Origin of the sequence: Tenacibaculum halocynthiae (assembly GCF_964512825.1) — a bacterium.
Taxonomy (GTDB): domain Bacteria; phylum Bacteroidota; class Bacteroidia; order Flavobacteriales; family Flavobacteriaceae; genus Polaribacter; species Polaribacter halocynthiae.
Map to the genome: position 1 here is coordinate 128,618 of NZ_CAZELG010000021.1, position 23,525 is coordinate 152,142.

Sequence of the window (23,525 nt, forward strand, 5' to 3'; positions counted from 1 at the left end):
GAAACGCTTTACAGATAATGGATTTTCTACTGATACTTTTATCCCGTTTTCTACTAAATAATAGGCTAATTTATAATGATAATATCCCGTTGCCTCCATTACACAATGGCTAGTTATAGTTAACAATTTAACAAACTTGTTAAACCCTGAAAAACTATTTTTAAACTGATAATAATTACCATCTGAATCCGTAACATCAAAAACTGATTTACTGATATCTATTCCAAAATATTTAATATCTTTATACATAAGAAAAGTTTTATTGAAAGGACAATCTACACGAGTTTCAACTACTTAAAAGCGAGGTCTAAAAAGCCTCATAGAACTGTACGGAATCTGAGTAGAAAAGAGAGGGGATTTTCAATGTTGTCGAGATCTATAGTCTCTACATGTATAATAACCTTAATCCTCTCTTTTGTGCTTTCTGGTTTAGTACTTAAATTTACTACTTTGTAAACTTAAGCCGTGTATAATTCATTGCTAGTACTAGCCTACTTACGAAAATTCTCGCGAATTTTCTATTCGGTTTGTATTTGCTAAATTAGTTGCTGAAACACGCAACGAAATCATACACAAACACGTTACCATTAATAGTGCTGAATGAAATTTAAGATTACTTAAAAGCTCAAGAAAGTATTTTAAAAGTATCGCTTATTTAGCAAATTATTAGATTAATATCCTTTTTTGGGAACTAAACGCCAAAGTGTTCTTTGTCCATTTAAAATATGTTAAAAATATTGAATATGCAGTTTGTAATTGAAAAATTATAGGCTGGCGTTCTGCCTCGTTCTTATTCCAAAAAAGGTGGTGGTGCTTAAAACTATGTACCAACCTAAACGCTTTATGGTTGAGTATATCTTCCAGGTTTGATTGTTTAAAGTTAAAGGTGTTTTCTGTTTAGATAGTTAAGGCTAGCGTTCTGCCTCGGTTGGTTTTAAGAGTATTTAGTATGGCTCTAGTTTTACATTTGGTTTGTGTAGCACTAAAAAGGGTAACAATGCATATAAAAAATAGCTACTTTCTTACTGGTTTCAAATATTTTACTAAATTTGATATTCAAAAAAGCTATGAAAACTTCCGAATTAAAATTCGCAACTTTTCATATCCTTAAACGTTGGCATTCATATAGTGAAAAACTTCAAAATTAAATTTGATTTCTGAAAAAACATATAGACCAAAAGCACCTCTAAACCAATTTGTAGATTTCATTTGGATTGGACAAGCACCTGAATTGAACATTGAATCCAATCATTATGCTGCTTTATTTACAGAACTTATTTTTAATTATGGAAACACATTTAATGTTGATGGTCAGAATGTAGAAAATTTTAAAAATAAATATGTACATCAAATAATTTCAGGCTTAAAAACAGAGCCATTTCAAACAAAAATATCTGGAATATACAACTCAGCTGGATTAATTTTGAAGCCATTTTGTTTTGGTTTTCTTTTAGATAAATTAGGTACTAAAGATTTTGAATACCTATCTGAAATAATTTATGAATTTCTTTTTGAAAGTAATACACCTAATTTCAAAAAATTAGAATCGGAATTAGAAAACATTTTCTGTAAAATTCAATTGGATAATGATTTAATAAAATATGAACAGTTTATTTCTAAGAAAGATTTAAACAATGGAGTTATGCAGAGTTTTAACCAATCAATTGAAGTTTCTCAAAAAAACTTTATTAAAAAATTTAAAAAGCATTACAAAATAACGCCAAATCAATACTTTAAACTAAAAAAAGTTAATGAAACTATCCAATTAATTGAAAATAACAAATCCTATAATTTGACAGAAATAGGATTACAATCAGGTTTTTATGACCAGTCACATTTTATAAAGATTTTTAAGGGATTTTGTGGTTATAGCCCTAAAGAACATTTAAAAAAATTTCAAAGGTAAATTCTGTACAATTTTTTCATTGCAGATTATAAGAATTTTGCACTTTTAATTTATACAAGATAATTATGGAAAATAAAAACAAAGTATTTATTGCAAAAAGTTTAGACGGTTATATCGCAGACAAAAATGGAGGCCTTGATTGGCTACAGTCTATTCCAAATCCCAACAATGATGATATGGGATATGTGGAATTCACCAACGGAATTGATGCACTGGTTATGGGACGAACAACATTCGAAACTGTAATCGGATTTGATGTTCCTTGGCCATATAACAAACCAGTTTTTGTTTTGAGTAACAAATTAAATGAAATTCCTGAAAGCCATAAAGAAAAGGCTTTTTTAATCAAAGGAACTTTGATGGAAATTTTAGACCAAATTCATAAAAAAGGATTTCATAAATTATATATTGATGGAGGAACAACTATCAGAAGTTTTCTAAAGGAGGATTTGATAGATGAAATGGTACTTACCACAATTCCGGTTTTATTAGGTAGCGGCTCTTCCTTATTTACAGAACTTCCAAACGAACTGAATTTCGAACTAATTGAAAGAAAAAAATATTTAAACCAAATAACACAGAATCATTACAAACGGAAAAAATAAAATACGAAATGCCAACAAAGAACTGTAGTAAAAAAAACTAATTTTTGTTTAATTTTTAACCAAAGTATTTCTGTAAGTTTCATCGTATATTAATCTTGATTTCGCGATAGCAAAGGCTTGTTTTAATAGCTTATTACAAACGGCTATTAAGGCAAGTTTCCAAAGCTAAATCTCTATTTATTCAAGAAAATGAGACTTCAAAAGAAATTAATGAACTGATTAGGTTAACAGATAAACCGACTCAAATTGAATTTAAAAAAATAGTAGAATTAATCAAGTTAGTTAATAATACTGAACATTATAGTGGTTCTCAATGGCACGACTATAAAATTCATTTGAATGCAGTATTACTAGAAAATGAATTTGAATCAAAAATATTATAAAAAGCCAACAGGTAACATTGGCAATAATTAAAAAACAAATGAAAAAAATCAATCTTATCGTAATAATCTGTCTTATTCTTTGTTCTTGTCAGAACAACAATGAGCAATTAGAAGTTTTTCCTGTCGAAAAAATTAATTCATCAAATCCCGATCCAAATCTAGCTCTAATCCCTGTAATGAATGGAAGCATATTTTTTATAGCTGGAAAAAACACTCCTAAAAATGCTACTTATAGAATGTATTTCGACACTTCTAAAAATCCTAAAACAGTATTTGATTTAACAACAACAGAAAAGAAATATACCAATTTGAAAATTAATAAAACTTATTATTGGAGAGTAGAAACAATTGGAGTAAAAGGAGAAGTTTTAGCAAGCTCGCCTATTTGGAATTTTACAACAGATAATAAAATTATTATAAGAACCCAAAAAGATTTGGAACTATTAGGTAGTAATAAATATTCAAAAATTGAAGGAACATTAGTTATTGGAGACCTATTCAGCCTTACTGAAACACTTCCTCCTCCAACAGATATATCTGACTTATCACCTTTAAGCGATTTAACACATGTCGTAAAACTTGTAATAAACAATAATAACTCTCTTATAAACCTTAATGGATTATCAAACCTTAAAGTTATTTATAACGATTTATTTATTGGTCAAGGACAAAATTTAAGTGGAGGTAACTCATCATTAGTTGATATTAGTGCTTTATCAAAAATACAATCACTAAATGGAACATTAATAATATACAACAACAATAAACTGAAAAATTTAAATGGTTTAGAACTTCTAAAATCTATTCGTAAAGATTTAGTTATTGAAGATAACTCCATGTTAAATAATTTTTGTGCTCTTACAACACTTTTTAATAATACTGGATTATCTGAAAATTATTATGTCAAAAACAATAAATATAATCCCACTAAAAAAGACTTGATTGAGAAAAGATGTAATAATTAATTACTTATTACCATCACATTATAAGGTTAATTATTAGTTTTGACTGTCTTTGCTTCTGTCATTTATTTGTTAACTTTAGTCCCTCTAACACATAATCAAATCATACATAAATACGTTATAAAACATTTGTGGAACGAATATCAACGGAAAAATGAAATTAAAAAAATGATTTATTAATATTTTTTATATCAATAGTTCTTTCTTGTAAAAAAAGAAAATAAAATTCTTAATGCTAAACAAGTTTCAACTACAGAAAAACTAAGTAATTAATTACTCTAGGATATTTTAATTATTTTTATCAAAAAATATAGCTACTAAAATTAATTATTATGAAAAAAACGGTATTATTACTTTTAACATTTTTCTCGTTTTCTATACACTCACAAATACCTAAAGAAGCTTTCGACTTAACAAATTCTTTATCAGATTTATGGAAAAAAGAAAACTCAAAGGAAGCCATAAAAGCTTCTAAGGAATTAAATAAAATTTTTCAACCATTTTTCATTGAAAACATACACAACACATTAGCTCAAACTATTCATAGAAATAACGGAAATGGTAATGAATCACTTTTTCTAAATCAACTTTATAACCAAAATCAAGTATCAATAAATAAAATAATTGAACCTATATACTTATGGAATAAATCGCTAAAAATAAATAAGCAAGCTGAAGCTAATTCATTATTAATTAAATATTATAAAAAACTATCTAATTCAACAAATTATAAATCAAAAACTGAGTTATATGCTTTTCTAATTATAAAAGGTTTTGATAAAAAAAAATTAGGAAACACTAAGTTAAAAAATAAAATTTTAACAAAAATATCATTTAATATATCTTCAAACCAACTTATAAATAGTACCAAAGAAAAAAGTAGAAAAAATAGTGAAGAACGTGCACATTATAGATTTTTACTAGCTTATTATTACAATACTCTCTTTAATAAAAATAAGATTGAAAAATTAATTAAAAATGCTTCAAAATATAGTCCTGATAAATCCGATTTAAAGAATATGTCTGGTTTTTTTTATGATGCTCACATTTTAATTAATGGCCCACATAATATAAATTATAAGAAAAAATATTTTACTTATTTAATTAAAAACGGCAAAGGTGAACATGCTGAAAGCATTTTATTAGAAAGAGCTTATATTCAGCCAACTGATGAAAATTTAAAAGATTTAAAAGACTTTTATAGCATAAAAACGGCAAATAAGCCTTTTGATTTTTTTTGGAATAATTATCTCAATTCTAAAATGAAAAAAGTTCCAGAAATTAACTTAAAATTCCAATCTGAAACTTTAAACCTAATAGAAAAAAGGAATAACTGGATTTATATTGACATATGGGGTGGGGAACTTGGTGTAAACCTTGTATTAAAGAACTTCCTAAATTTAATATTTTAGCTAAAAAATATAATGAAACATCAGGATCGAAAATAAAATTTTACACACTTTCCTATAATTCAGAAAATCTAGAAAATTTTATGACTAAGAACAACTATACTTTTCCTGTTCTTGAAATAAACGATCAAATAACTAAATTATTTAAAGTAAACGGTTACCCCACAAAAATTTTAATTTCACCTGATAATAAATATCTTAAAATTCCTTATGGAGTTAACTGGACTGAATATATTAAAAATTATGCTCTAATAAAAAATTAATAATGTTATTTATAAAACTACTTACTTTTAAAGCAAATTTTATATAACAGATTTAAACCTAAAAAATGAAAGGAATACTATTTATTGAAAATTACATTTCTAATCCTTCTGAATTATTTAACAAATTAAAAAGCAATGTTAATTGGGATGAAAGAATGGCTAATAGAAAAACTGCTAGCTTTGGAAAAGCATATAATTACTCTCAAATAAGTTATCCTTTTCAAAAATTTTCAGTTGAACTGACTTCAGTAATTGATTTAATTAATAAAAATCTAAACTTCAGGCCTAATAATTGTTTAATTAATTATTACTTAGACGGAAACTCAAAAATGGGTTTTCATTCTGATCAAACTGATATTTTATACGAGAATACAGGAATTGGAATTTTATCAATTGGAGAAACTAGAGTTTTAAGATTCCGAAATATTAATGATAAAAAATTAATAGAAGACTTTAAACTTCCTTCTGGCTCATTTATCTATATGACAAATGAAATTCAAAAAGAGTGGCAACATTCTATACCTAAATCAGATACTAATAATGGACGAATGAGTTTAACATTTAGAAAAATTAAATAATTATTAAAAAAATAAAAAGTTTTCTTTTTATCAAACTACACAAAAATAATAAAAAACAATTTGCAACCACAATTCTCTTTATTTGATTTACTTATTTTAATTGGAATTATTCAAGGAGTCATTACTAGCATATTATTACTTAGTACTAAGAAAAATAAAAACAGTAATAAATTTTTAGCTTTTGCTTTATTATCTTTTTGTTTTTTAAGTACTAAACCTCTTCTACACACTTTAAATTTATGGAATACATCCTTTTTTCGATTTTTCCCTAACGGAGTAGAATTAGCATTATCTCCTTTAATTTATTTTTATATAAAATCTCTCATATCTCCAGGATTTCGTTTTAAAAATAAAAATTGGATACATTTTATCCCTTTCACTTTGGCACAAACGTATGCTTTTGTTGTTTACTTTTATGCTTTACTAAGTCCCGATTTTTATGAAAAAGATTTAATTGCCCTAAACTTCAAGTTTAACTATATAAAACAACTAGAAGAATATTTACTATTGGCTTTTCTACCTTTCTATCTATTTTATGGCTATAAAGAACTTACTGATTATAAAAAATGGTTATGTAATACAACATCAGACAATACATATCCAAATTTTAAGTGGCTACAAAACATCTATTCACTATCTATCTTAATTGGTGTTTTTTTACTTACAAACCATACTTTAGATATATTTTTCAATCTAAAAAACAAAACAATTATTCATTATAATCTACTTACTCTTTTTATAGCTTTTATAATTTATTATTTAGGATTAAAAGGATACTTACAGCCTAATTATACGTTCAGCAGACATGAAATTACTTCTCAAAACAAATCAGTTATACCACTCTCTAATATTAAACTAGAAGAAACGATAGATCATCTTCAAAAAGCAATGCTTAAAGATAAAATTTATTTAAACCCTAAATTAAACATTTACGAACTATCAAAGTTATTAGGTATTTCTCAAAAAAGTATATCGTTGGCCATTAATCAACATTATAAAATGAATTTTAGAGACTTCATAAACGACTATCGTATAAATGAAGTTAAGTCTAAACTAAATGATTCAAACTACAAAAAAATGTCAATTCTTGGTATAGCTCTTGAATGTGGTTTTAATTCCGAAGCTAGCTTTTATCGTATTTTCAAAAAAAATACAGGAATATCTCCAAAAGAATTTATTGAACTTAAAAATGATACTAAACTATAGTTTTTACTCTCAAAACAGGTTATGAGAGTTCCTTTTTAAATAAAAAAGTAACGAATTGAAAAGCTTTTTTGTCCTTTGTATAAATAAATATTTACATTATGAATTATACATCAATCAAAAAATGGATACTAGTCATTTTTTTAATTTTAATTACTATTAGTATTGTATCTTGTATTGGAATTAAATCACAAATCAACCAACATCTTGGAAAAAACACAGAATTAGTAGACACATCAATTTTTAAAATTTCATCCAACCCAATAGCTATAAAAAATATAAGTGTATTATCTCCAGATAGTTCAAAAATGTTAGATAGTTTAACTGTTTTAATTAAAAACGGAAAGATCTTAAACATTGCCAAAGGAATAAATATTACAAACCAATACAAAATAATAAACGGAACAGGAAAATACCTTATTCCTGGTTTTATAGACTCTCACGTACATTTAAAAAACAGTAAAAATGATTTACTTCTATATTTGGCTAATGGTGTTACTTACATAAGTGAAATGACCGGAAGTAAAAGGCATTTAGAATGGCGAAAGGAAGCTCAAAATGGAGCTGTAAGCCCTAAAATATATGTAGCAACAAGAAAAGTAGGAAGTGAAAAAGGTTTTATTAGAAAAATAAAAGAACTTTATTTTGATCAACCACTAAATTACACAACAGAAAAAAAAGCTAGAAAAGCTGTCCGAAAATTCAAAAAACAAGGATTTGATGCAATTAAACTTAATGGTACATTAAGTAAAGAAATACACCATGCAATTACTGATGAAGCGAAAAAACAAAATATTCTAACTACAGGCCACTTAAGTTACTCTATTGGGTTAAATCATTTTTATTCCTCTGGACAATCACAGTTATCTCATATAGAAGAAATCACTAAAAATACTATGGAAGATTATACTGGCGTTGTTTACAATACTCCTAAAATTTATTTAAAATATCTTAATCAAAATAGTGATTCAATAGCTATAAACCTCAAAAAAAATAATATTGTTGTTTCTTCAACAGTTTGGGTATCCGAAAGTTTTCCAAAACAAAAATTCGAACTTAATAATTTTATTAAAACCATTGAACTTAAATATACAAACCCTGGTTTAATTGAAGGGTCAAGACTAGCTAAAGGCTGGCTTCCTGGAAATAATGCTTATGAAGATATAGAAGTTAAAAAAAATCCAAAAATTAGTGAAAAATCAAAAATATTTTGGAAAACCTACGCTAAAGCAATTAAAATTATGGCCAAAGCATTAATAAGGCATAATGTAATTTTAACAGCTGGAACAGATGCTAATGTTACTGGTGTAGTACCTGGATTCTCTTTACATGATGAATTTGAATCATTAAAAAAATGTGGTATGTCAAACTCTAAAATTCTTCATAGTGCAACAGTTGTTCCTGCTGAATGGATGAAAAGTAATACTGGTAAAATTAAAATTGGTTATGACGCTGATTTGGTTCTTTTAAATAAAAATCCTTTAGAAGATATAAAAAACACGAAATCAATTAACACAGTAATTGCTAATGGAAAATTGTTAAACAGAAGAAGTTTAGATAAAATGTTGCAATTAGTAAAAGAAGCTAATCATAGAAGTAGAAAAATAAATATTGATAAATATATTGAATAAAAAATACCTAGTTTAATACTTTTGAATAATCAATAAAGAAAAATTACTGTTATTTCTAGTGGTAGTTAGAGTGTAAATTAAAAAGTTTGCACTTTTTTGATTATTATAATTACATTTTATAAGTTAGTTCGTCTAATAGTTAATTAGAATCTATAGGTCTTAATTAAATCTGTACTGATGATTCTATCATACTAAAAATACAATCAATGTGCGAATCCAATTTAAATTTATTTAACCTAATCATAATTGCATCTGTTTTTATAGGAACAACATTCGGAATGTTACTTATTTTTACTAAACGAATTAATAGAAAAGCTAATATTTTACTTGGTTTAGTTACCTTTATTATTGTGTTATGGAATATTTGGGTATTAAGTTTAGATTTTCAAATAACAAATTACTTCCCATTATTTTATATAATCCCTTTAAATTTTTCACTAGCTCTTGGTCCATTATTATATTTATACGTAAAAAGAATAACCAATTTTAATCATCTTTTGTCTAAAAAAGGTTTTCTTCATTTTTTACCTTTATTATTAGAATTAGTTGTTCACTTAATTATAAGCTATGATGCTTTTTCAAATAATATTATTGGTATTGAAACAAACACTTACCTTAAATTAATGCCTATTTTACAGTTATTTGCTATTATTTCCATTGTCACATACTCTTTCTTTGCTTTAAAATCTATTAAAAAATATCATTCATGGCTGCATAAAAACTATAGTAATAATGATGCTTATAAATTAAAGTGGCTTTACAGGTTAATTATAATATTTGCCCTTCTTTGGTTTTTGTGGGTTCCTTATACTATAATTGACTATGTAGTATTTAATTTTCAGCTAGGCATTAATGATTATTATCCCATGTATGTTTTACTTTCAGTAATAACTATTTGGATAAGTGTTGAAGCTTTTTTAAGACCTGAAATAATTTTACTTGAAGCTAAGAAAGAAAAAAATGACTCTGAAGAAAACAGCACAATTAAAGAAAAAACATCTGAAGAAATTATGAAAAAGGCTTCTTGGTTAAAAGAACAAATGCTAATAAATCTTTTTTACCTTAACTCAGAATTGACACTAAAGTCTTTAGCAGAAAGCCTTAACATGCATCCTAATATTTTATCTAAAGTAATAAACGAAGGTTTAGGTAAAAACTTTTCAGACTTTGTAAATGAATATCGCGTAAACGCCATTATTGAAAAAATGCAAAATAAAAGATATGACCACATAACTCTATTAGGCTTATCATTTGAATGTGGCTTTAACTCTAAAACCACTTTTAATAGAGTATTTAAAAATATTAAAGGTATTACTCCCTTACAATATAAAAAATCATTGAAAAATACTTCTGAAGCACAAAAAATGAGTACCATTCTATAATTTGGAGCTATTGGTACTTCCTTTGAATAGTAAGTTTGTTGAATAACATAATTTAATATTCAAAAAATGAAATTAAAATACAATTTAATCTTTCTTACTTACCTTATAATCTTTTGTAATACTATAATTAGTTTTGCACAAAAAAAGGAAATTGAAAATATTAATTTTTCAAAAATTGATTTTCAAAAAGTTAAAACCACTCCAAATTACTATTCTAATAAATTCATTTTAAATAAAGATGAATTTCTAAACATTCATTTTAACTTAAATAAGCCTCTTATTGAAAGTTTGAAGTCATTGGCTCCTAACTTAACGCAAAATCAATTATTAAATAAGGGAAATTTCCAATTCACATTTTTAATAAATGGTAAAAAAGTTTATGTTGAAAACTTAAATAAAGGTGCTGGTAGCATTAAAAGTAAAACAACTCAACTTAAATTTTTAATTCCGCTACTATATCCAAAACAAATTGATTTTTGGGGATGGTTTATGTGGTTAAAATTTATGAAAATTGGTGGCGGACAAGATTATTTTAGTGAAGGTAATCATTCTTTATCCATTCAAATAAGACCTTATATAAAAGAAAAAAAAGTGAAAGTTGGAAAAATTATAGCACAAGGAAATATCGCTATAAAAGTAGCAAAAATAACAGTAGATGAACGTTTAATACCAGTTCAAGAAATACTACCAAATAGTGGTTGGGAATTATCTAATGATAAATATAACCATCAAAAAATAGAGGCTTTAAATAGGAAAATAGCTGAAAAAAGATTTGAAAATATAAATGGAATTGTTGTTATTAAAAATAATAAACTTTTAATAGAAGAATATTTTAATGGAGAAAATAGAAATAGTTTACATGACTCAAGATCAGTAGGAAAATCATTTGCATCAACACTCCTAGGAATAGCTATTGATGAAAAACATATTAAAAATGAATATGCTTTCTTAAAAGAGTTTTACAAATTAAAATTATTTAAAAATTATACTCAAAAGAAAGATTCTATAACATTAAAGTCTCTTTTAACTATGAGTTCTAGTTTTCTTGGTGATGATACCGATTATAGTAGTCCAGGAAATGAAGAAAACATGTATCCTAAAAAAAACTGGTTGAAATTTTCACTTGATCTCCCCTTACATAAACATAAAAAAATAGGACAAGAGTTTACATATTTTACCGCTGGAGTAATCATTTTGGGTGATATTATACATAAATCTGTTCCTAAAGGATTAATTTCTTTTGCTGATACAAAGCTATTCGCTCCTCTTAATATTACTAATTATAAATGGCAATATACTCCTCAAAAAGTTGGTAACACAGCTGGTGGAATACAATTAAGAGCTATTGATTTTGCTAAATATGGGCAGTTATATAAAAATAATGGTCAATGGAAAGGTAAACAGATTTTAACAAAAAAATGGGTAAATAAAAGTTTATCTAAACAAATATCTCAATCAAATGCAGGTATAAAAAATAGACATTATGGTTATCTTTTCTGGAATAAAACATACACAGTTGCTAATAAACAGTATGAAGTTTCTTTTGCTAATGGTAGGGGTGGAAATAAAATTTTTATTTTTAAGAACATTCCTTATGTTATTGTAATTACCTCTTCTGCATATAACACTCCAAATGCACATTCTAATGTTGATAAAATGATGGCTCAATATATATTACCCGCAATACTACCAAATTAGTAATATATCTATATTAATACTCATCATTAGCTTTATTGTAAAGCAAATGATGAGTATTAATAATAACTATTTTATTTATATAAAAAAGGTAGTTTTTTAAGCTTATTGTAACCTATATATTTCACCTAGCGTCCAACCATAAAATAATATATAGAAACCATAAAAATGAAAAGAACCTCTCTTCCAAAATATTTATTAGCAATTATTTCTTTTATCCTTTTAAATTTTCAAACAATTAGTTATGCTCAAAATTTAGAATCTACTATCGATAGTATATTGCAAAAAAAATATCCTACAAACGCTCCTGGTGCTACTTTTTTGGTTTCAAAAAATGGGAAAATCATATATAATAAAGCTTTTGGTCTTGCTAATCTTGAATTAAATGTTCCTATGCGTCCTAATAATGTTTTTGAAATAGGTTCTATAACTAAACAATTTACGGCTATTTCGATTTTAATGCTAGTAGAACAGGGCAAAATAAAATTAAATGATGATATAACTAAATATATACCTGACTACCCTACTCGTCAAAAAAAAATCACAATACATCATTTATTAAATCACACTTCTGGTATTAAAAGTTATACTTCTCTAAAAAAACTTTATAGTATAGACAAAAATGATATATCTCCTGAAGAACTTATTAATCTATTTAAAAACGAACCTATGGATTTTAATCCTGGTGAGTATTATAAATACAACAACTCAGGCTATGTAATTCTAGGTTATATAATTGAAAAAGTATCAGGTTTAACTTATGAAGAGTTTGTTACTAAAAATATTTTTAAAAGATTAGGCATGAAAAATTCTACGTATGGAAACCATAGAACCATTATTAAAAATAGAGCATCAGGATACCACCTTAAACAAAATTATCAAAACTCTAGGTTTGTTAGTTATACCCTATCCTATTCAGCAGGGGCACTTCTATCCTCTGTTAATGATTTAAATATTTGGCAACATGCATTAACAGAAAATAAGCTTTTAAAAAAAGAAACAATAAAGAAAGCCTTCATTAATTATAGTTTAAAAAATGGTAAGAAAACAAACTATGGGTATGGATGGAATATAAAAACTTTAGGTAATATAAATTCTTATGAACATGGAGGTTTTATCTTTGGCTTTAAATCAATGGGAGTATATTTACCTGAATCAGGTATTTATGTTATCGGTTTAAATAATTGTGATTGTAATTCTCCAACAAAAGTTACAAGAAAGATTGCAGAAATAGCTCTTAAGCATTTAAACTGAATCCTAAGTAATAAAACTTAAAACCTTACCTAATTGACATCTAATCTTTTTTCAATAACAAAATAATACGTAATTTACATACTTAAGTTAGATTTAAGTTTAAAAGTATGCTAACATCTATTATTTTGTTTTCTGGATTTGCTGGTATTACAGTATTTGTAGGTGGACTCTTGGCTAATTATTTTAATCATCATATTAAAGAAAGCCCAATAAAATACGGAATCACTCATACACTCATGTCATTTGGAGCTGGTATCATTTTGTCTGCCTTAGCATTAGTTTTAATTCCAAAAGGTATGGAAGAACTAAGCTTGGTTCCAATGGCTTTCTCGTTTCTTATTGGGGCAATTCTCTTTATGCGCTTAGATCAGTTTTTAGCAAAAAAAGAAGGAAAAACTGCTACACTGTTGGCCATGATGATGGATTTCATCCCTGAATCAATTGCTTTAGGAGCTGTATTTGCTATTGATTCTAGTGCAGCAACTCTTTTGGCTATATTTATTGGATTGCAAAACTTGCCTGAAGCTTTTAATTCTTACCGCGATCTAGTGCTAAGTGGACTTAGCACTAAAAAAACACTTTTTATATTTTTAGCTTTAAGTTTTTTTGGAATCATCGCTGCTTTAATTGGATACTTTCTTTTAACTGACTCTCCTAAATTAACAGCACATCTAATGACTTTTGCTAGTGGAGGAATTTTATATTTATTAGTCCAAGATATCATACCAGAAAGTAAACTAGAAAAAAATTACTTGACTTCTTTAGGAGCTACATTAGGTTTTCTTGTTGGTATTATAGGTGAAAAGATAGTTTAACTATACTCAAAATAACAAAATAAAGACATTTAATCAATCCCTCACTCCTATTCATTTAAATTACTTTTTTTTATGCATGAAGCATAAATTGCATAAAGATGTCGCATTCATGGCGGGACCAAAAACAGTAATGTCATTATACTTTTGTACTTCATATTTTTAACATTTACACATTGAATAATAAAAGAATTAAGTTTCATAAAACACTATTACATGAAGCTATAAGCATTATCAAAACTCCAATAATAATTGCACTACTTGTAACCATTGTTCGCTATATTTTAGAACTGTTAGGTATTTCTGAAAACATTATTTTCATTATAGGATTACTCTGGTTAACCTTGGGATTTTCCATTTACTGGGGAATAAAATTAAGTGATACTAAAACCCCTTTTATATTACTTCTTTTATGTTTAACTATTTTTTCACCCTTATCAAGAATTCCCGTTGCAATTCTTTGGTGGGTTGATAATAAATGGGAAATTGGAACTCATTATGGATTATATTTTAATAGTTTTGAGCAGGCTTTATTTAATCAAATAATTTATGGCTCTTTAATCCAGCTAATACCTGGCTTCATACTTGGTGCAATTACAATTGCTATTATGCAAAAGCAACATAACAAAAAACATAAAAATGGATAAAAATCATCTAGCAGAAAAGATTAAAGAATTAAGAAATAAAAGAGGGATGTCTCAAGAAGTACTTGCAGAAGAATCTGGTTTAAGTTTAAGAACAATACAAAGAATTGAAAATAGTAACTCAAATCCAACTGGAGAAACGCTTAAACGGTTATCCAATGCTTTGCATGTAACTCCAGACGAATTAATTGATTGGAGTGTAAAAAAAGATACTAAAAGTTTACTTTTTTTAAACCTCTCTGCCCTAACTTTTCTGTTTTTTCCACTACTTGGAATTTTAGTGCCTTTTATTGTATTTACAAATAAAAAAGAAAAAGTTAAAAATATTGATACACTAGGGAGAGATTTAATAAACTTTGAAATAACATGGAATATAGTATTATTTTCCCTTCCTATTCTATTATTTATTTTGTCAAAAACGCCACTTATAGAAAACCTTACTCTTAAATTATTTTTTATTTCTATTGGAGTGTTATATTTCTTCAATTTATGTTTTATTCTTTTCAATACTCTAAGAATTAATAATGAAAATATCACTATTTATTATCCTAAAATTAAATTTTTAAAGTAGTTTATACTACCTACATCTGAAGAAGTTATTTTTTTAATTAAAAAAAGTAAATAAAACAATCAATTAATAGAGAAATCAGTATTTTTAACACAATTACTATACTAGCATTAATCGTCATTACATTAAAAAATCGAGGCACTAAAAAATATATTAAACATTATTTTACCCATTGAAAATAAAGATTGGGAAGCAGTAAAACCACATTTATCAGTAGTTAGTTTTGATAAAAATGAAATATTACTTTCTCCTCCCAATATTTGTAATCATATAATTTTTATTAAAAATGGATCTATAAGATCATATTTCAGAGATGATAATTTAATGGAAACTAATTTATTACTTCGTTCAAAAAATGAATTCATAACTGATTATGAAAGTTTTATTAGTCAGAAACCTTCAACTTTATGGATACAAGCTATTGAAAAAGGAGAAATGATTCTTTTAAATCATAAAGGACTATATTCTCTTTACAACAATTCTTTTTATTGGAATAAATTTGGTAGAATTATAAGTGAACAAATTTTTATTAATAGTAAACGAAGAACTGAGCAACTTTTATTTTTAAGTCCTAAAGAAAGATATTTACTTCTTTTAAAGGAGTTCCCTGATTTTTTTCAAAAATATTCATTAAAACATATTGCTAGTTATTTAGGTATTACTCCACAATCATTAAGCAGGATTAGAAATCAAATTTCTAAACATTAATTACCCAAAGTTAAGTGCCTATTTTATTTTATTATTTGAAATTTGCTTTAAAATAATAAGATTAATTCCATGAGAACAATTGATATTATTGGTGCTGGAATAGGTGGGTTAACAATGGCAATAGCTTTAGAACAAAAAGGCTTTAAAACAAGAGTTTTTGAACAAACAGAAAACATTAAACCTATAGGTGCTGGCATTATTTTAGCTAATAACGCAATGCAAGTTTATAAAGCACTTGGATTACACAAAATAATTGAAGAAAAAGGAAATCATATTTCTTCACTAAATATTACTAAACCAGATTTAATCCCTCTTTCAAAAGTAAATCTATCAGCATTTGAACATAAATTTGGGGTTAAAAATATTGCAATACACAGAGCTGTTTTACAGCAGATTTTAATTGATCAATTATCTTCTTCTTCTCTTAAATTAAACTTTAAGTTAGAAAAAATAACAAAAAATTCAAATGGCCATACCTTAAAGTTTAAAACGGGGCAAACTATTCAATCTTCAACCCTAATTGCTGCAGATGGATTAAACTCAATTGTTAGACAGCAATTATTTTCAAAAACCAATATTAGAAATGTTCAACAATTTTGTTGGAGAGGAATTACAGATTATTCTTTACCTCTAAAGTATCAAAATGAACTAAACGAAGCGTGGGGAATGTCTAACAGGTTTGGGTTTGTACAAATTGCTAAAAATAAAGTATACTGGTATGCGCTAAAGTCTTTTAAAAAAAATAAAGAAGAATTAAATAGCAACAACATCAAAAACTACTTTTCTCAATACAAGACTATTATTCAAGAAATAATATCTTCTACAAACAAAAAACAGATACATACTGCAGAAATTTCTGATTTAAAACCGATTAAACAGTGGTATAAAGAAAACGTATGCCTCATTGGAGATGCTGTCCATGCAATGACCCCTAATATGGGACAAGGAGCTTGCCAAGCAATAGAAGATGCTTTTATACTTTCTGAATGCTTAAGTAAATATCAAAATAACATTGCTTTTAAAAAATTTCAAAAATTACGAATAAAAAAAGCTCATCAAGTAGTAAAAAAAAGTTGGATGATTGGAAAAATAGCACATTTATCAAACCCATTTTTAATTAGTATTCGTAATCAAATAATCAAGCTTACGCCAGAATCAATCAATAAAAAACAGTTTAACCAAATTTTTAAAATCTCTCGTTTATGATAACCCTAATTTTTTCTTTAATTTTATTTTTTACCTTTACTTTGTTAGGAAGTTTTCATATATATTGGTTATTGGGAGGTACATGGGGTGTAAAAAAAGTTATTCCTACAAAAAATAATCAATTAAAAAGTGTTGCTATTCCTAAATTTGCAACTGTTATAGTAGCAGCTGTATTAATATTATTTGGTTTTGTTTATCTTGTAAAAACAGAACTAATAAATATTGAACTACCTAATATAGTTATAGAATATGGATATTGGTTTATTCCTTGTATTTTTATAATTCGGGCAATTGGAGAATTTAACTATGTAGGATTTTTCAAAAAAATAAAAGGCACTGAATTTGCTAAGGCTGATTCTAAAATATTTTCGCCCTTATGTTTGGGTATTGGAATTCTAGGAATATTAATACAGACTATTAAGTAGTAATAAAAATAAATATGATGCAACCAAGGATAGAAATACTTCCTTCAAAAAAATTAGTAGGAAAATCGTTAAAAATGTCATTAGCAAACAATAAGACTCCTAAATTATGGGGAGACTTTATGCCTAATAGAAAAATGATAAAAAACACAATTAATTCCAATTTTTATTCAATTCAAATTTATGATGAATCATTAAATTTCAAAAACTTTACACCAAATACAGAGTTTATAAAGTGTGCTATGGTTGAAACTTCAAAATTTGAAGATATTCCTGAGAATATGGAAACTCGAATTTTAAAGGGTGGACTTTATGCTGTTTTTATCCATAAAGGAATGGCTAAAGATTTCCCTAAGACATCTCACTATATTTTTAGTCAATGGTTACCTAATTCTGATTTTGAATTAGACCAGCGAGAACATTTCGAATTATTAGGAGCAAAATACAACCCTATTGATGAAAACTCTGAAGAGGAAGTTTGGATACCAATTAAAGAGAAAAATCTTTAAAATTTGTTTTGAAAGACCTTATTTCGTATCTATTTCCTAAATTAGAAGCATAAAATATGTAATTAAACTATTGACAGATACGCTTCCAACATGAATACAGAAAATATACTCAAAATAGGAATGGCTCAAATTTCGCCAGTTTGGTTAAATAAATCAAAAACTATTGAAAAAATAAAAGACTCTATTAACAAAGCTGGAAATTCAAATTGTGAACTTCTAGTATTTGGAGAAGCACTTCTTCCTGGTTACCCTTTTTGGTTATCAATGACAAATGGTTCAGAATTTAATTCTACCGTTCAAAAAGAAATACATGCCCATTATATAAGAAACTCTATTCAAATTGAATCAGGAGAATTGGATGAAATTTGTAGTCTTGCAAAAAAGAATAATGTTGCCATATATTTAGGAATAATAGAACGTGCCAAAAACAGAGGTGGCCATAGTTTATATTGTTCTTTAGTATATATAGACTCTGAAGGTGAAATTAAATCTGTACACAGAAAACTACAACCAACTTTTGAAGAACGATTAACTTGGTCACCAGGTGATGGTAATGGATTAAGAGTTCATGATTTAAAAAAATTCTCTGTTGGTGGTTTAAACTGTTGGGAAAACTGGATGCCATTAGCAAGAACTGCACTATATGGTATGGGAGAAAATTTACATATTGCTGTTTGGCCAGGATCTGACACTAACACAAAAGATATTACTAAATTTATAGCTAAAGAATCTCGATCTTTTGTAGTATCAGTTTCTAGTTTAATGAAAATTGAAGATTTTCCTAAAGGCACACCACATTTAGAAGAAATACTTAAAAACTCACCTAACATTTTAGCTAATGGTGGATCATGCATAGCAGGACCTGATGGTGAATGGGTTGTTGCTCCAGTTATAAATAAAGAGGGCATAATCACAGCTGAAATTGACTTTAATAGAGTACTGGAAGAAAGACAAAACTTTGATTCTGTTGGACATTATTCTAGACCAGATATAACAAAACTTACCATTAATAGAGAAAGACAATCTGTAATTAATATTATAGATTAATTACTTATAAAAAATAACTCCTAAGCATACCATTTATAATTTGAATGAAATAGAAAAAATGTTGAATGTTTTTATAAAAGAGCTTCGTATTACTGAAGAAAAACTAATCAATGAACTAACAACAAATTCAACTTTAACAACACATAAAAAAGGTGATTTTATAATTAAAAACAACCAATACATTAAAGTATTAAAAATTGTTTTACAAGGAAAAGTAAGGGTTTACCAAGAAAATGAAGAACGTGAAATCCTAATTTATTATTTAAACAGCATGGAAACTTGTACTCTGTCTCTTTCCGCTTGCTTTGAAGATTGTAAAAGTAGTGTAAATGCTATCGTTGAAGATAATTGTACTATTTTGAATATCCCGGTAAGACATGTTAAAGATTGGAATTTTAAATACAAATCTTGGAATACTTTTACCACAAAAACTTTTAGAGAAAGTTATAACCACTTAATAAATCAATATTCAACCCTAGCTTTTCAACCTTTAAAAGATAGATTGTTTGATTACTTATTATCAAAAGCAACTGATTCAATTGTAAAAAAATCTCATCAAGAATTAGCAAAAGAATTGGGTACTTCAAGAGAAGTAATATCTAGACTTTTAAAAAAGCTTGAAAAAAACAATAAACTTCATCTTGGACAAAAAGAAATACTCCTTTTAGTAAAATAAATAAGCCTGTGATAAAAGTCACAGGTATTTACTTTTTTATCATCTTTTCTTTGTAATAAACTTAAATACATTAAAATGAAAAGATTTAAAATAGTTCTACCAATATTTATATTTCTAATTGTGAGTAATTCTTTTGGACAAATTTCAAAAAATAAAAATAAATCACCCCAACAATCTTACATTAGTCATAGTCCAACTAAACATCATAAAGTAGCTTTAGAAGTATTAAAAGCTAGTAAAACATGGATTTCAAACTTTAATACTAAAAACATAAAAGCCTGCTTGCAAGGATACTCTAAAAAAGCAGTTATGAATGTTACTCCTTATGGTGTAAAAACTGGTAAAAAAGAAATTTCAAACTTTTGGAAACCTTTTATTAAATCTGGTGCCACTAACTTAATATACACAAATGTAAGTATTGAAATAGCTAATGAAACTACCGCTTTTTTATCAGCTAATTGGAGTATGAATGTAGGAAAAGGTATTATATTTCAAGAGAAATGGAAAAAAATTGAAGGTCAGTGGTTACTAACTTACGATAATTTTCAAATATTGGAACAGTTTAATACTCCACAAGAAAATACTACTTCCTCTATTACTAGTCATAACATATTAGAAAAAGTTATTACAGCATCAATAAACTGGATAGAAGGCTTCAATACAGGTAAAAAAGATGTGTGCGGAAATGGATACTCCAATAATGCTACAATGAATGCCGTTCCTTTTACATCTGTAAATGATAAAAAGAATATCAAAATATTTTGGGATAAACTAATTACTGACGGAGCTACAAATCTTACCTATCATAATCCAACATTCAGTGTTAAAACAAACAATAGTGTTATACTTTCATCTCATTGGAGTATGAATATTGGTGAGGGAAAAATTTATCAAGAAAAATGGGAAAATATAAAAAATGAATGGCTATTAACATATGATGAATTTCAAATAATTAAACAATATTAATAACTAACACCTACTTTAAAATCAAAGTAAGTTATTTATAAAAAGCCAAGAATAATTAGTATTTATTCTTGGCTTTTTATAGATGTTTTTAAACAATACTAATACGTACTTTCTTACTTTTTAAGCGAGTATTATTTAAACTATCTACTAAACTTTTAGCTTCAGTAACAGGTACAGCAATAAATGCACAATCTTGTTTAAGTTCTATAACACCTAATTGATCTTTAGTTAAATTCCCTTTTTTAAAGAAAAGTCCAGCGATATCTCCTTTTGAAATTTTGTCTTTTCTTCCTCCTGAAATAAATAACGTTTCCCAATAACGAGGTTTCAGTTTTTCTTTATTAGAAATAGTTGCATTTGGCACATTCTTAATAAACTCAGGCAAATTTTCTTTTTCCCATTTTAAAACATATGCTGTTCCTTTAGCATTTACCCTAGCTGTTCTACCATTTCTATGTGTGAATTCTTCTACTCTTTGTGGTAGTTCATAATGAATTATATAATTCATTTCTGGAATATCAATACCTCTTGCTGCTAAATCTGTAGCTATTAAAACTTGACTTGTTCCGTTTCTGAATTTTATTAAAGAACGCTCTCTATCTCTTTGCTCCATTCCTCCAGAAAAACAACTATGTGCTACTTTACTTTTTGATAAAAAGTCACTTACATGTTGAATACTATCTTTTAAATTACAAAAAATAATTCCTTGTTGATTACCAACATGAAGTAATAAGTTTAAAAGTGTTTGATTTTTATTCTTTGCTGGAGAAACTACAGTTTTTATAGCTAGTTTTTTTGGTTTCTTACCTGTTAAATAGTTTAATACTGTTGGGTTATTTAACCTCACAAAATCTGGCACCTCTGATTCTTGGGTTGCTGATGTTAAAATTCGTTTATTAATGTTTGGTAACTGGTTAATAATACCTCTCATTTCATACTCAAAACCAACTTCTAATGACTTATCAAATTCATCAAGTATTAATGTTTTAATACTATCTTTAGAAAAACGTTCATTTGCAAAATGATCTGATATTCTACCTGGCGTACCTATTAAAATACTTGGAGTATGTTTTAATTCTATTTTATCTTTTGCCATAGACCTTCCCCCATAAACAGCATTTACTTTTAATCCTGTTCCCATTTCACGAATAACTTGCTCTATTTGAATAGCAAGCTCTCTTGAAGGAACTAAAATTAATACTTGAACTTCTTTATTATTTGGATCTATTAACTTTAATGTAGGTAATAAAAAACCTAATGTTTTTCCAGTTCCTGTTGGTGAAAGTATTACAGTATTTGCTGTAGTATCAATAACTGAAATAGCCTCATTCTGCATTTCATTTAATTCATAGATATTTAATTTTGCTAAAATATCCTCTTGCGTTTTAATTGTATTTGCCATAATATATACTATCTATGAATTTTTTATTTTTCGCAAAGATAGTTAGTCTTATAACAGTAATTACCATTTAATATCTAATAAAAAACTCATTAAGAAAGTTCTTAATGAGTTTAAACAATATAAAATAATTTATTTTTAATTATTTGGATATGGATTTACATTCTTTGACCATGTCAACACTGTTTCATCTCTTACTGTTGAAGGACTATTTGGCATTGCTTTATAGTAAGGATTCCCTTTATCATAACCAATTGAACTTAACTTTACATCCCCATTACTCATAATATCTATTTTAGAATACCCAAAAAAGGTGGCTGAACCAGGACTTCCACTATTCCCTGCAATTACTTGATAAGTACCTTTATTACCTGGTTGCATACGTTGATAATCATGTAAATGTGCTGACAACATTGCTACCACTTTGTTTTCTACCAATTTAGGCCATAAAACTGGACCTTCAGGAAACCCTTTATGCCCTGTTTCTGGTTTTCCACTTACATAATAAGGTTTATGACCTAATACAAAAACATGATCTATTTTAGAATCTTTTTTATATTCTTCAACTTTATTAATTATCCATTGAGTTGGTATTTGCCCTTCTAAACCATAAGGATTTTCTTTTGTTGGGCTATTATAAGTATCGGTGTTCATCAATACAAATCCAATATTTTTTCGAGTAAAAGCAAAAGTCATTTGATTATTAATACTATCATTTCCTTTAACATAATCCCTATCTTTAGGCATATATTCTGCCATATGCTTCATCCAAATTTGAGTAGCTCCTTTCAAAGGCCATTCATCATGGTGAGGTACATTATAATCATGCCAATATAACATTTCATGATTCCCTGGAATGGCTACCATTTCTATATTTGATTTACTAATAGAACTAAAACTAGTGTTATAGTATAATTTCTTCCATGCAATTAGTTGATTTTCTAACTTAGTTGTAGTAGATTCTGCCAATACCATATCTCCTAAAAAGAAAAATAAATCTGGTTTCCTTTTTAAATCAGAAATTTCGGTCCAAATTCGTTTCATTGCTGATAAGTTAGCTGTTGAAGCATTTGTTGCTTTAGTATCTCCTACTTGATGCCTATCTACTCTATTACATCCTAAAAAAGTAAAACTAAAAACTATAGAATCTTGTTTTTTAGAAACCTCTTTAAATTCTTCTTTTACTATTTTATCTTTTTTCTTCGTATTACAACTAGTTCCTACAAATATAATTAGTAGTATTAGTACATATTTAGCTCTCATAATTGATTGGTTTGGTTACTATTCAAAGTTAATT

The 23,525-nt window shown here is 26.8% G+C and carries 24 protein-coding genes and 1 pseudogene (1 of these 25 cut by a window edge); 21 read left to right on the top strand and 4 right to left on the bottom strand.

Features of this window, described 5'->3' with window-relative positions:
- Window positions 1-249, bottom strand: the start of a protein-coding gene (locus tag ACKTTQ_RS07620; protein WP_408048825.1) for an IS110 family transposase. The gene continues 504 nt to the left of window position 1, outside the view; the window shows 249 of its 753 coding nt (coding positions 1-249); the start codon lies at window positions 247-249; its stop codon lies beyond the left edge, outside the window.
- Between the two features lie 901 nt (window positions 250-1,150).
- Between ACKTTQ_RS07620 and ACKTTQ_RS07625 the strand changes: the two genes are divergently transcribed.
- On the top strand, window positions 1,151-1,906 hold the full coding sequence (locus ACKTTQ_RS07625) for a helix-turn-helix domain-containing protein (protein WP_299134632.1): 756 nt from the start codon (window positions 1,151-1,153) through the stop codon (window positions 1,904-1,906).
- Between the two features lie 65 nt (window positions 1,907-1,971).
- Window positions 1,972-2,511, top strand: a complete 540-nt coding sequence (locus tag ACKTTQ_RS07630) for a dihydrofolate reductase family protein (RefSeq protein ID WP_408048826.1) — start codon at window positions 1,972-1,974, stop codon at window positions 2,509-2,511.
- A 48-nt stretch (window positions 2,512-2,559) separates the two neighbouring features.
- Here the strand turns inward: ACKTTQ_RS07630 and ACKTTQ_RS07635 are convergent.
- Window positions 2,560-2,670 (bottom strand): annotated as a pseudogene (locus ACKTTQ_RS07635) (IS110 family transposase); the annotation flags it as partial.
- A gap of 262 nt (window positions 2,671-2,932) precedes the next feature.
- Here ACKTTQ_RS07635 and ACKTTQ_RS07640 point away from each other — a divergent pair.
- The 19 genes from ACKTTQ_RS07640 (at window position 2,933) to ACKTTQ_RS07730 (ending at window position 20,829) form a co-directional block, all read left to right on the top strand.
- Window positions 2,933-3,859 (top strand): hypothetical protein, encoded by a 927-nt coding sequence (locus tag ACKTTQ_RS07640; RefSeq protein ID WP_408048827.1) that lies wholly within the window; start codon window positions 2,933-2,935, stop codon window positions 3,857-3,859.
- A 329-nt stretch (window positions 3,860-4,188) separates the two neighbouring features.
- Window positions 4,189-5,268 (top strand): hypothetical protein, encoded by a 1,080-nt coding sequence (locus ACKTTQ_RS07645; protein ID WP_408048828.1) that lies wholly within the window; start codon window positions 4,189-4,191, stop codon window positions 5,266-5,268.
- Window positions 5,208-5,528 carry a TlpA family protein disulfide reductase gene (locus tag ACKTTQ_RS07650; protein ID WP_408048829.1) on the top strand — a complete coding sequence of 107 codons (321 nt, stop codon included), beginning with the start codon at window positions 5,208-5,210 and terminating at the stop codon, window positions 5,526-5,528. Before ACKTTQ_RS07645 ends, ACKTTQ_RS07650 begins: the two co-directional genes overlap by 61 nt.
- A 65-nt stretch (window positions 5,529-5,593) precedes the next feature.
- Window positions 5,594-6,106, top strand: a complete 513-nt coding sequence (locus ACKTTQ_RS07655) for an alpha-ketoglutarate-dependent dioxygenase AlkB (protein ID WP_408048830.1) — start codon at window positions 5,594-5,596, stop codon at window positions 6,104-6,106.
- A gap of 60 nt (window positions 6,107-6,166) precedes the next feature.
- Window positions 6,167-7,312, top strand: coding sequence for a helix-turn-helix domain-containing protein (locus ACKTTQ_RS07660; protein ID WP_408048831.1), 1,146 nt, complete (start codon window positions 6,167-6,169; stop codon window positions 7,310-7,312).
- Window positions 7,313-7,410: 98 nt separating this feature from the next.
- The gene (locus ACKTTQ_RS07665) at window positions 7,411-8,940 is read left to right on the top strand and encodes an amidohydrolase family protein (protein WP_408048832.1); all 1,530 of its coding nucleotides are present in this window, start codon (window positions 7,411-7,413) and stop codon (window positions 8,938-8,940) included.
- A 206-nt stretch (window positions 8,941-9,146) separates the two neighbouring features.
- Window positions 9,147-10,322: a helix-turn-helix domain-containing protein gene (locus tag ACKTTQ_RS07670; RefSeq protein ID WP_408048833.1), complete on the top strand. Its 1,176-nt coding sequence runs from the start codon at window positions 9,147-9,149 to the stop codon at window positions 10,320-10,322.
- 66 nt (window positions 10,323-10,388) lie between these two features.
- Window positions 10,389-12,020, top strand: coding sequence for a serine hydrolase domain-containing protein (locus ACKTTQ_RS07675; RefSeq protein WP_408048834.1), 1,632 nt, complete (start codon window positions 10,389-10,391; stop codon window positions 12,018-12,020).
- A 165-nt stretch (window positions 12,021-12,185) separates the two neighbouring features.
- Window positions 12,186-13,271, top strand: coding sequence for a serine hydrolase domain-containing protein (locus ACKTTQ_RS07680; RefSeq protein ID WP_299134662.1), 1,086 nt, complete (start codon window positions 12,186-12,188; stop codon window positions 13,269-13,271).
- 107 nt (window positions 13,272-13,378) lie between these two features.
- A complete protein-coding gene (locus ACKTTQ_RS07685) occupies window positions 13,379-14,086 on the top strand; it encodes a ZIP family metal transporter (RefSeq protein ID WP_408048835.1) in 708 nt (235 codons plus the stop codon).
- 173 nt (window positions 14,087-14,259) lie between these two features.
- A complete protein-coding gene (locus ACKTTQ_RS07690; RefSeq protein ID WP_093871509.1) occupies window positions 14,260-14,730 on the top strand; it encodes a hypothetical protein in 471 nt (156 codons plus the stop codon).
- Complete coding sequence (locus tag ACKTTQ_RS07695) at window positions 14,723-15,298, top strand: helix-turn-helix domain-containing protein (RefSeq protein WP_408048836.1); 576 nt, start codon at window positions 14,723-14,725, stop codon at window positions 15,296-15,298. The genes ACKTTQ_RS07690 and ACKTTQ_RS07695 overlap by 8 nt, the downstream gene beginning before the upstream one ends.
- Window positions 15,299-15,619: 321 nt before the next feature.
- A complete protein-coding gene (locus ACKTTQ_RS07700; protein WP_093871511.1) occupies window positions 15,620-16,003 on the top strand; it encodes a Crp/Fnr family transcriptional regulator in 384 nt (127 codons plus the stop codon).
- A gap of 69 nt (window positions 16,004-16,072) precedes the next feature.
- A complete protein-coding gene (locus ACKTTQ_RS07705) occupies window positions 16,073-17,209 on the top strand; it encodes an FAD-dependent monooxygenase (RefSeq protein ID WP_408048837.1) in 1,137 nt (378 codons plus the stop codon).
- Window positions 17,206-17,634 (top strand): DUF3995 domain-containing protein, encoded by a 429-nt coding sequence (locus tag ACKTTQ_RS07710; protein WP_408048838.1) that lies wholly within the window; start codon window positions 17,206-17,208, stop codon window positions 17,632-17,634. The genes ACKTTQ_RS07705 and ACKTTQ_RS07710 overlap by 4 nt, the downstream gene beginning before the upstream one ends.
- Window positions 17,635-17,648: 14 nt before the next feature.
- Window positions 17,649-18,140, top strand: coding sequence for a GyrI-like domain-containing protein (locus tag ACKTTQ_RS07715; protein ID WP_408048839.1), 492 nt, complete (start codon window positions 17,649-17,651; stop codon window positions 18,138-18,140).
- Between the two features lie 90 nt (window positions 18,141-18,230).
- Window positions 18,231-19,187, top strand: a complete 957-nt coding sequence (locus tag ACKTTQ_RS07720; protein ID WP_093871519.1) for a carbon-nitrogen hydrolase family protein — start codon at window positions 18,231-18,233, stop codon at window positions 19,185-19,187.
- Between the two features lie 40 nt (window positions 19,188-19,227).
- The gene (locus ACKTTQ_RS07725) at window positions 19,228-19,863 is read left to right on the top strand and encodes a Crp/Fnr family transcriptional regulator (protein ID WP_408048840.1); all 636 of its coding nucleotides are present in this window, start codon (window positions 19,228-19,230) and stop codon (window positions 19,861-19,863) included.
- A gap of 75 nt (window positions 19,864-19,938) precedes the next feature.
- The gene (locus tag ACKTTQ_RS07730) at window positions 19,939-20,829 is read left to right on the top strand and encodes a Cif family virulence factor (RefSeq protein ID WP_408048841.1); all 891 of its coding nucleotides are present in this window, start codon (window positions 19,939-19,941) and stop codon (window positions 20,827-20,829) included.
- An 88-nt stretch (window positions 20,830-20,917) separates the two neighbouring features.
- On the opposite strand, the gene ACKTTQ_RS07735 is transcribed toward ACKTTQ_RS07730, so the two are convergent.
- Both ACKTTQ_RS07735 and ACKTTQ_RS07740 read right to left on the bottom strand, forming a co-directional pair.
- On the bottom strand, window positions 20,918-22,231 hold the full coding sequence (locus tag ACKTTQ_RS07735; protein WP_408048842.1) for a DEAD/DEAH box helicase: 1,314 nt from the start codon (window positions 22,229-22,231) through the stop codon (window positions 20,918-20,920).
- A gap of 135 nt (window positions 22,232-22,366) precedes the next feature.
- Window positions 22,367-23,491, bottom strand: a complete 1,125-nt coding sequence (locus ACKTTQ_RS07740) for a metallophosphoesterase family protein (RefSeq protein ID WP_408048843.1) — start codon at window positions 23,489-23,491, stop codon at window positions 22,367-22,369.
- Window positions 23,492-23,525 lie beyond the last annotated feature (34 nt).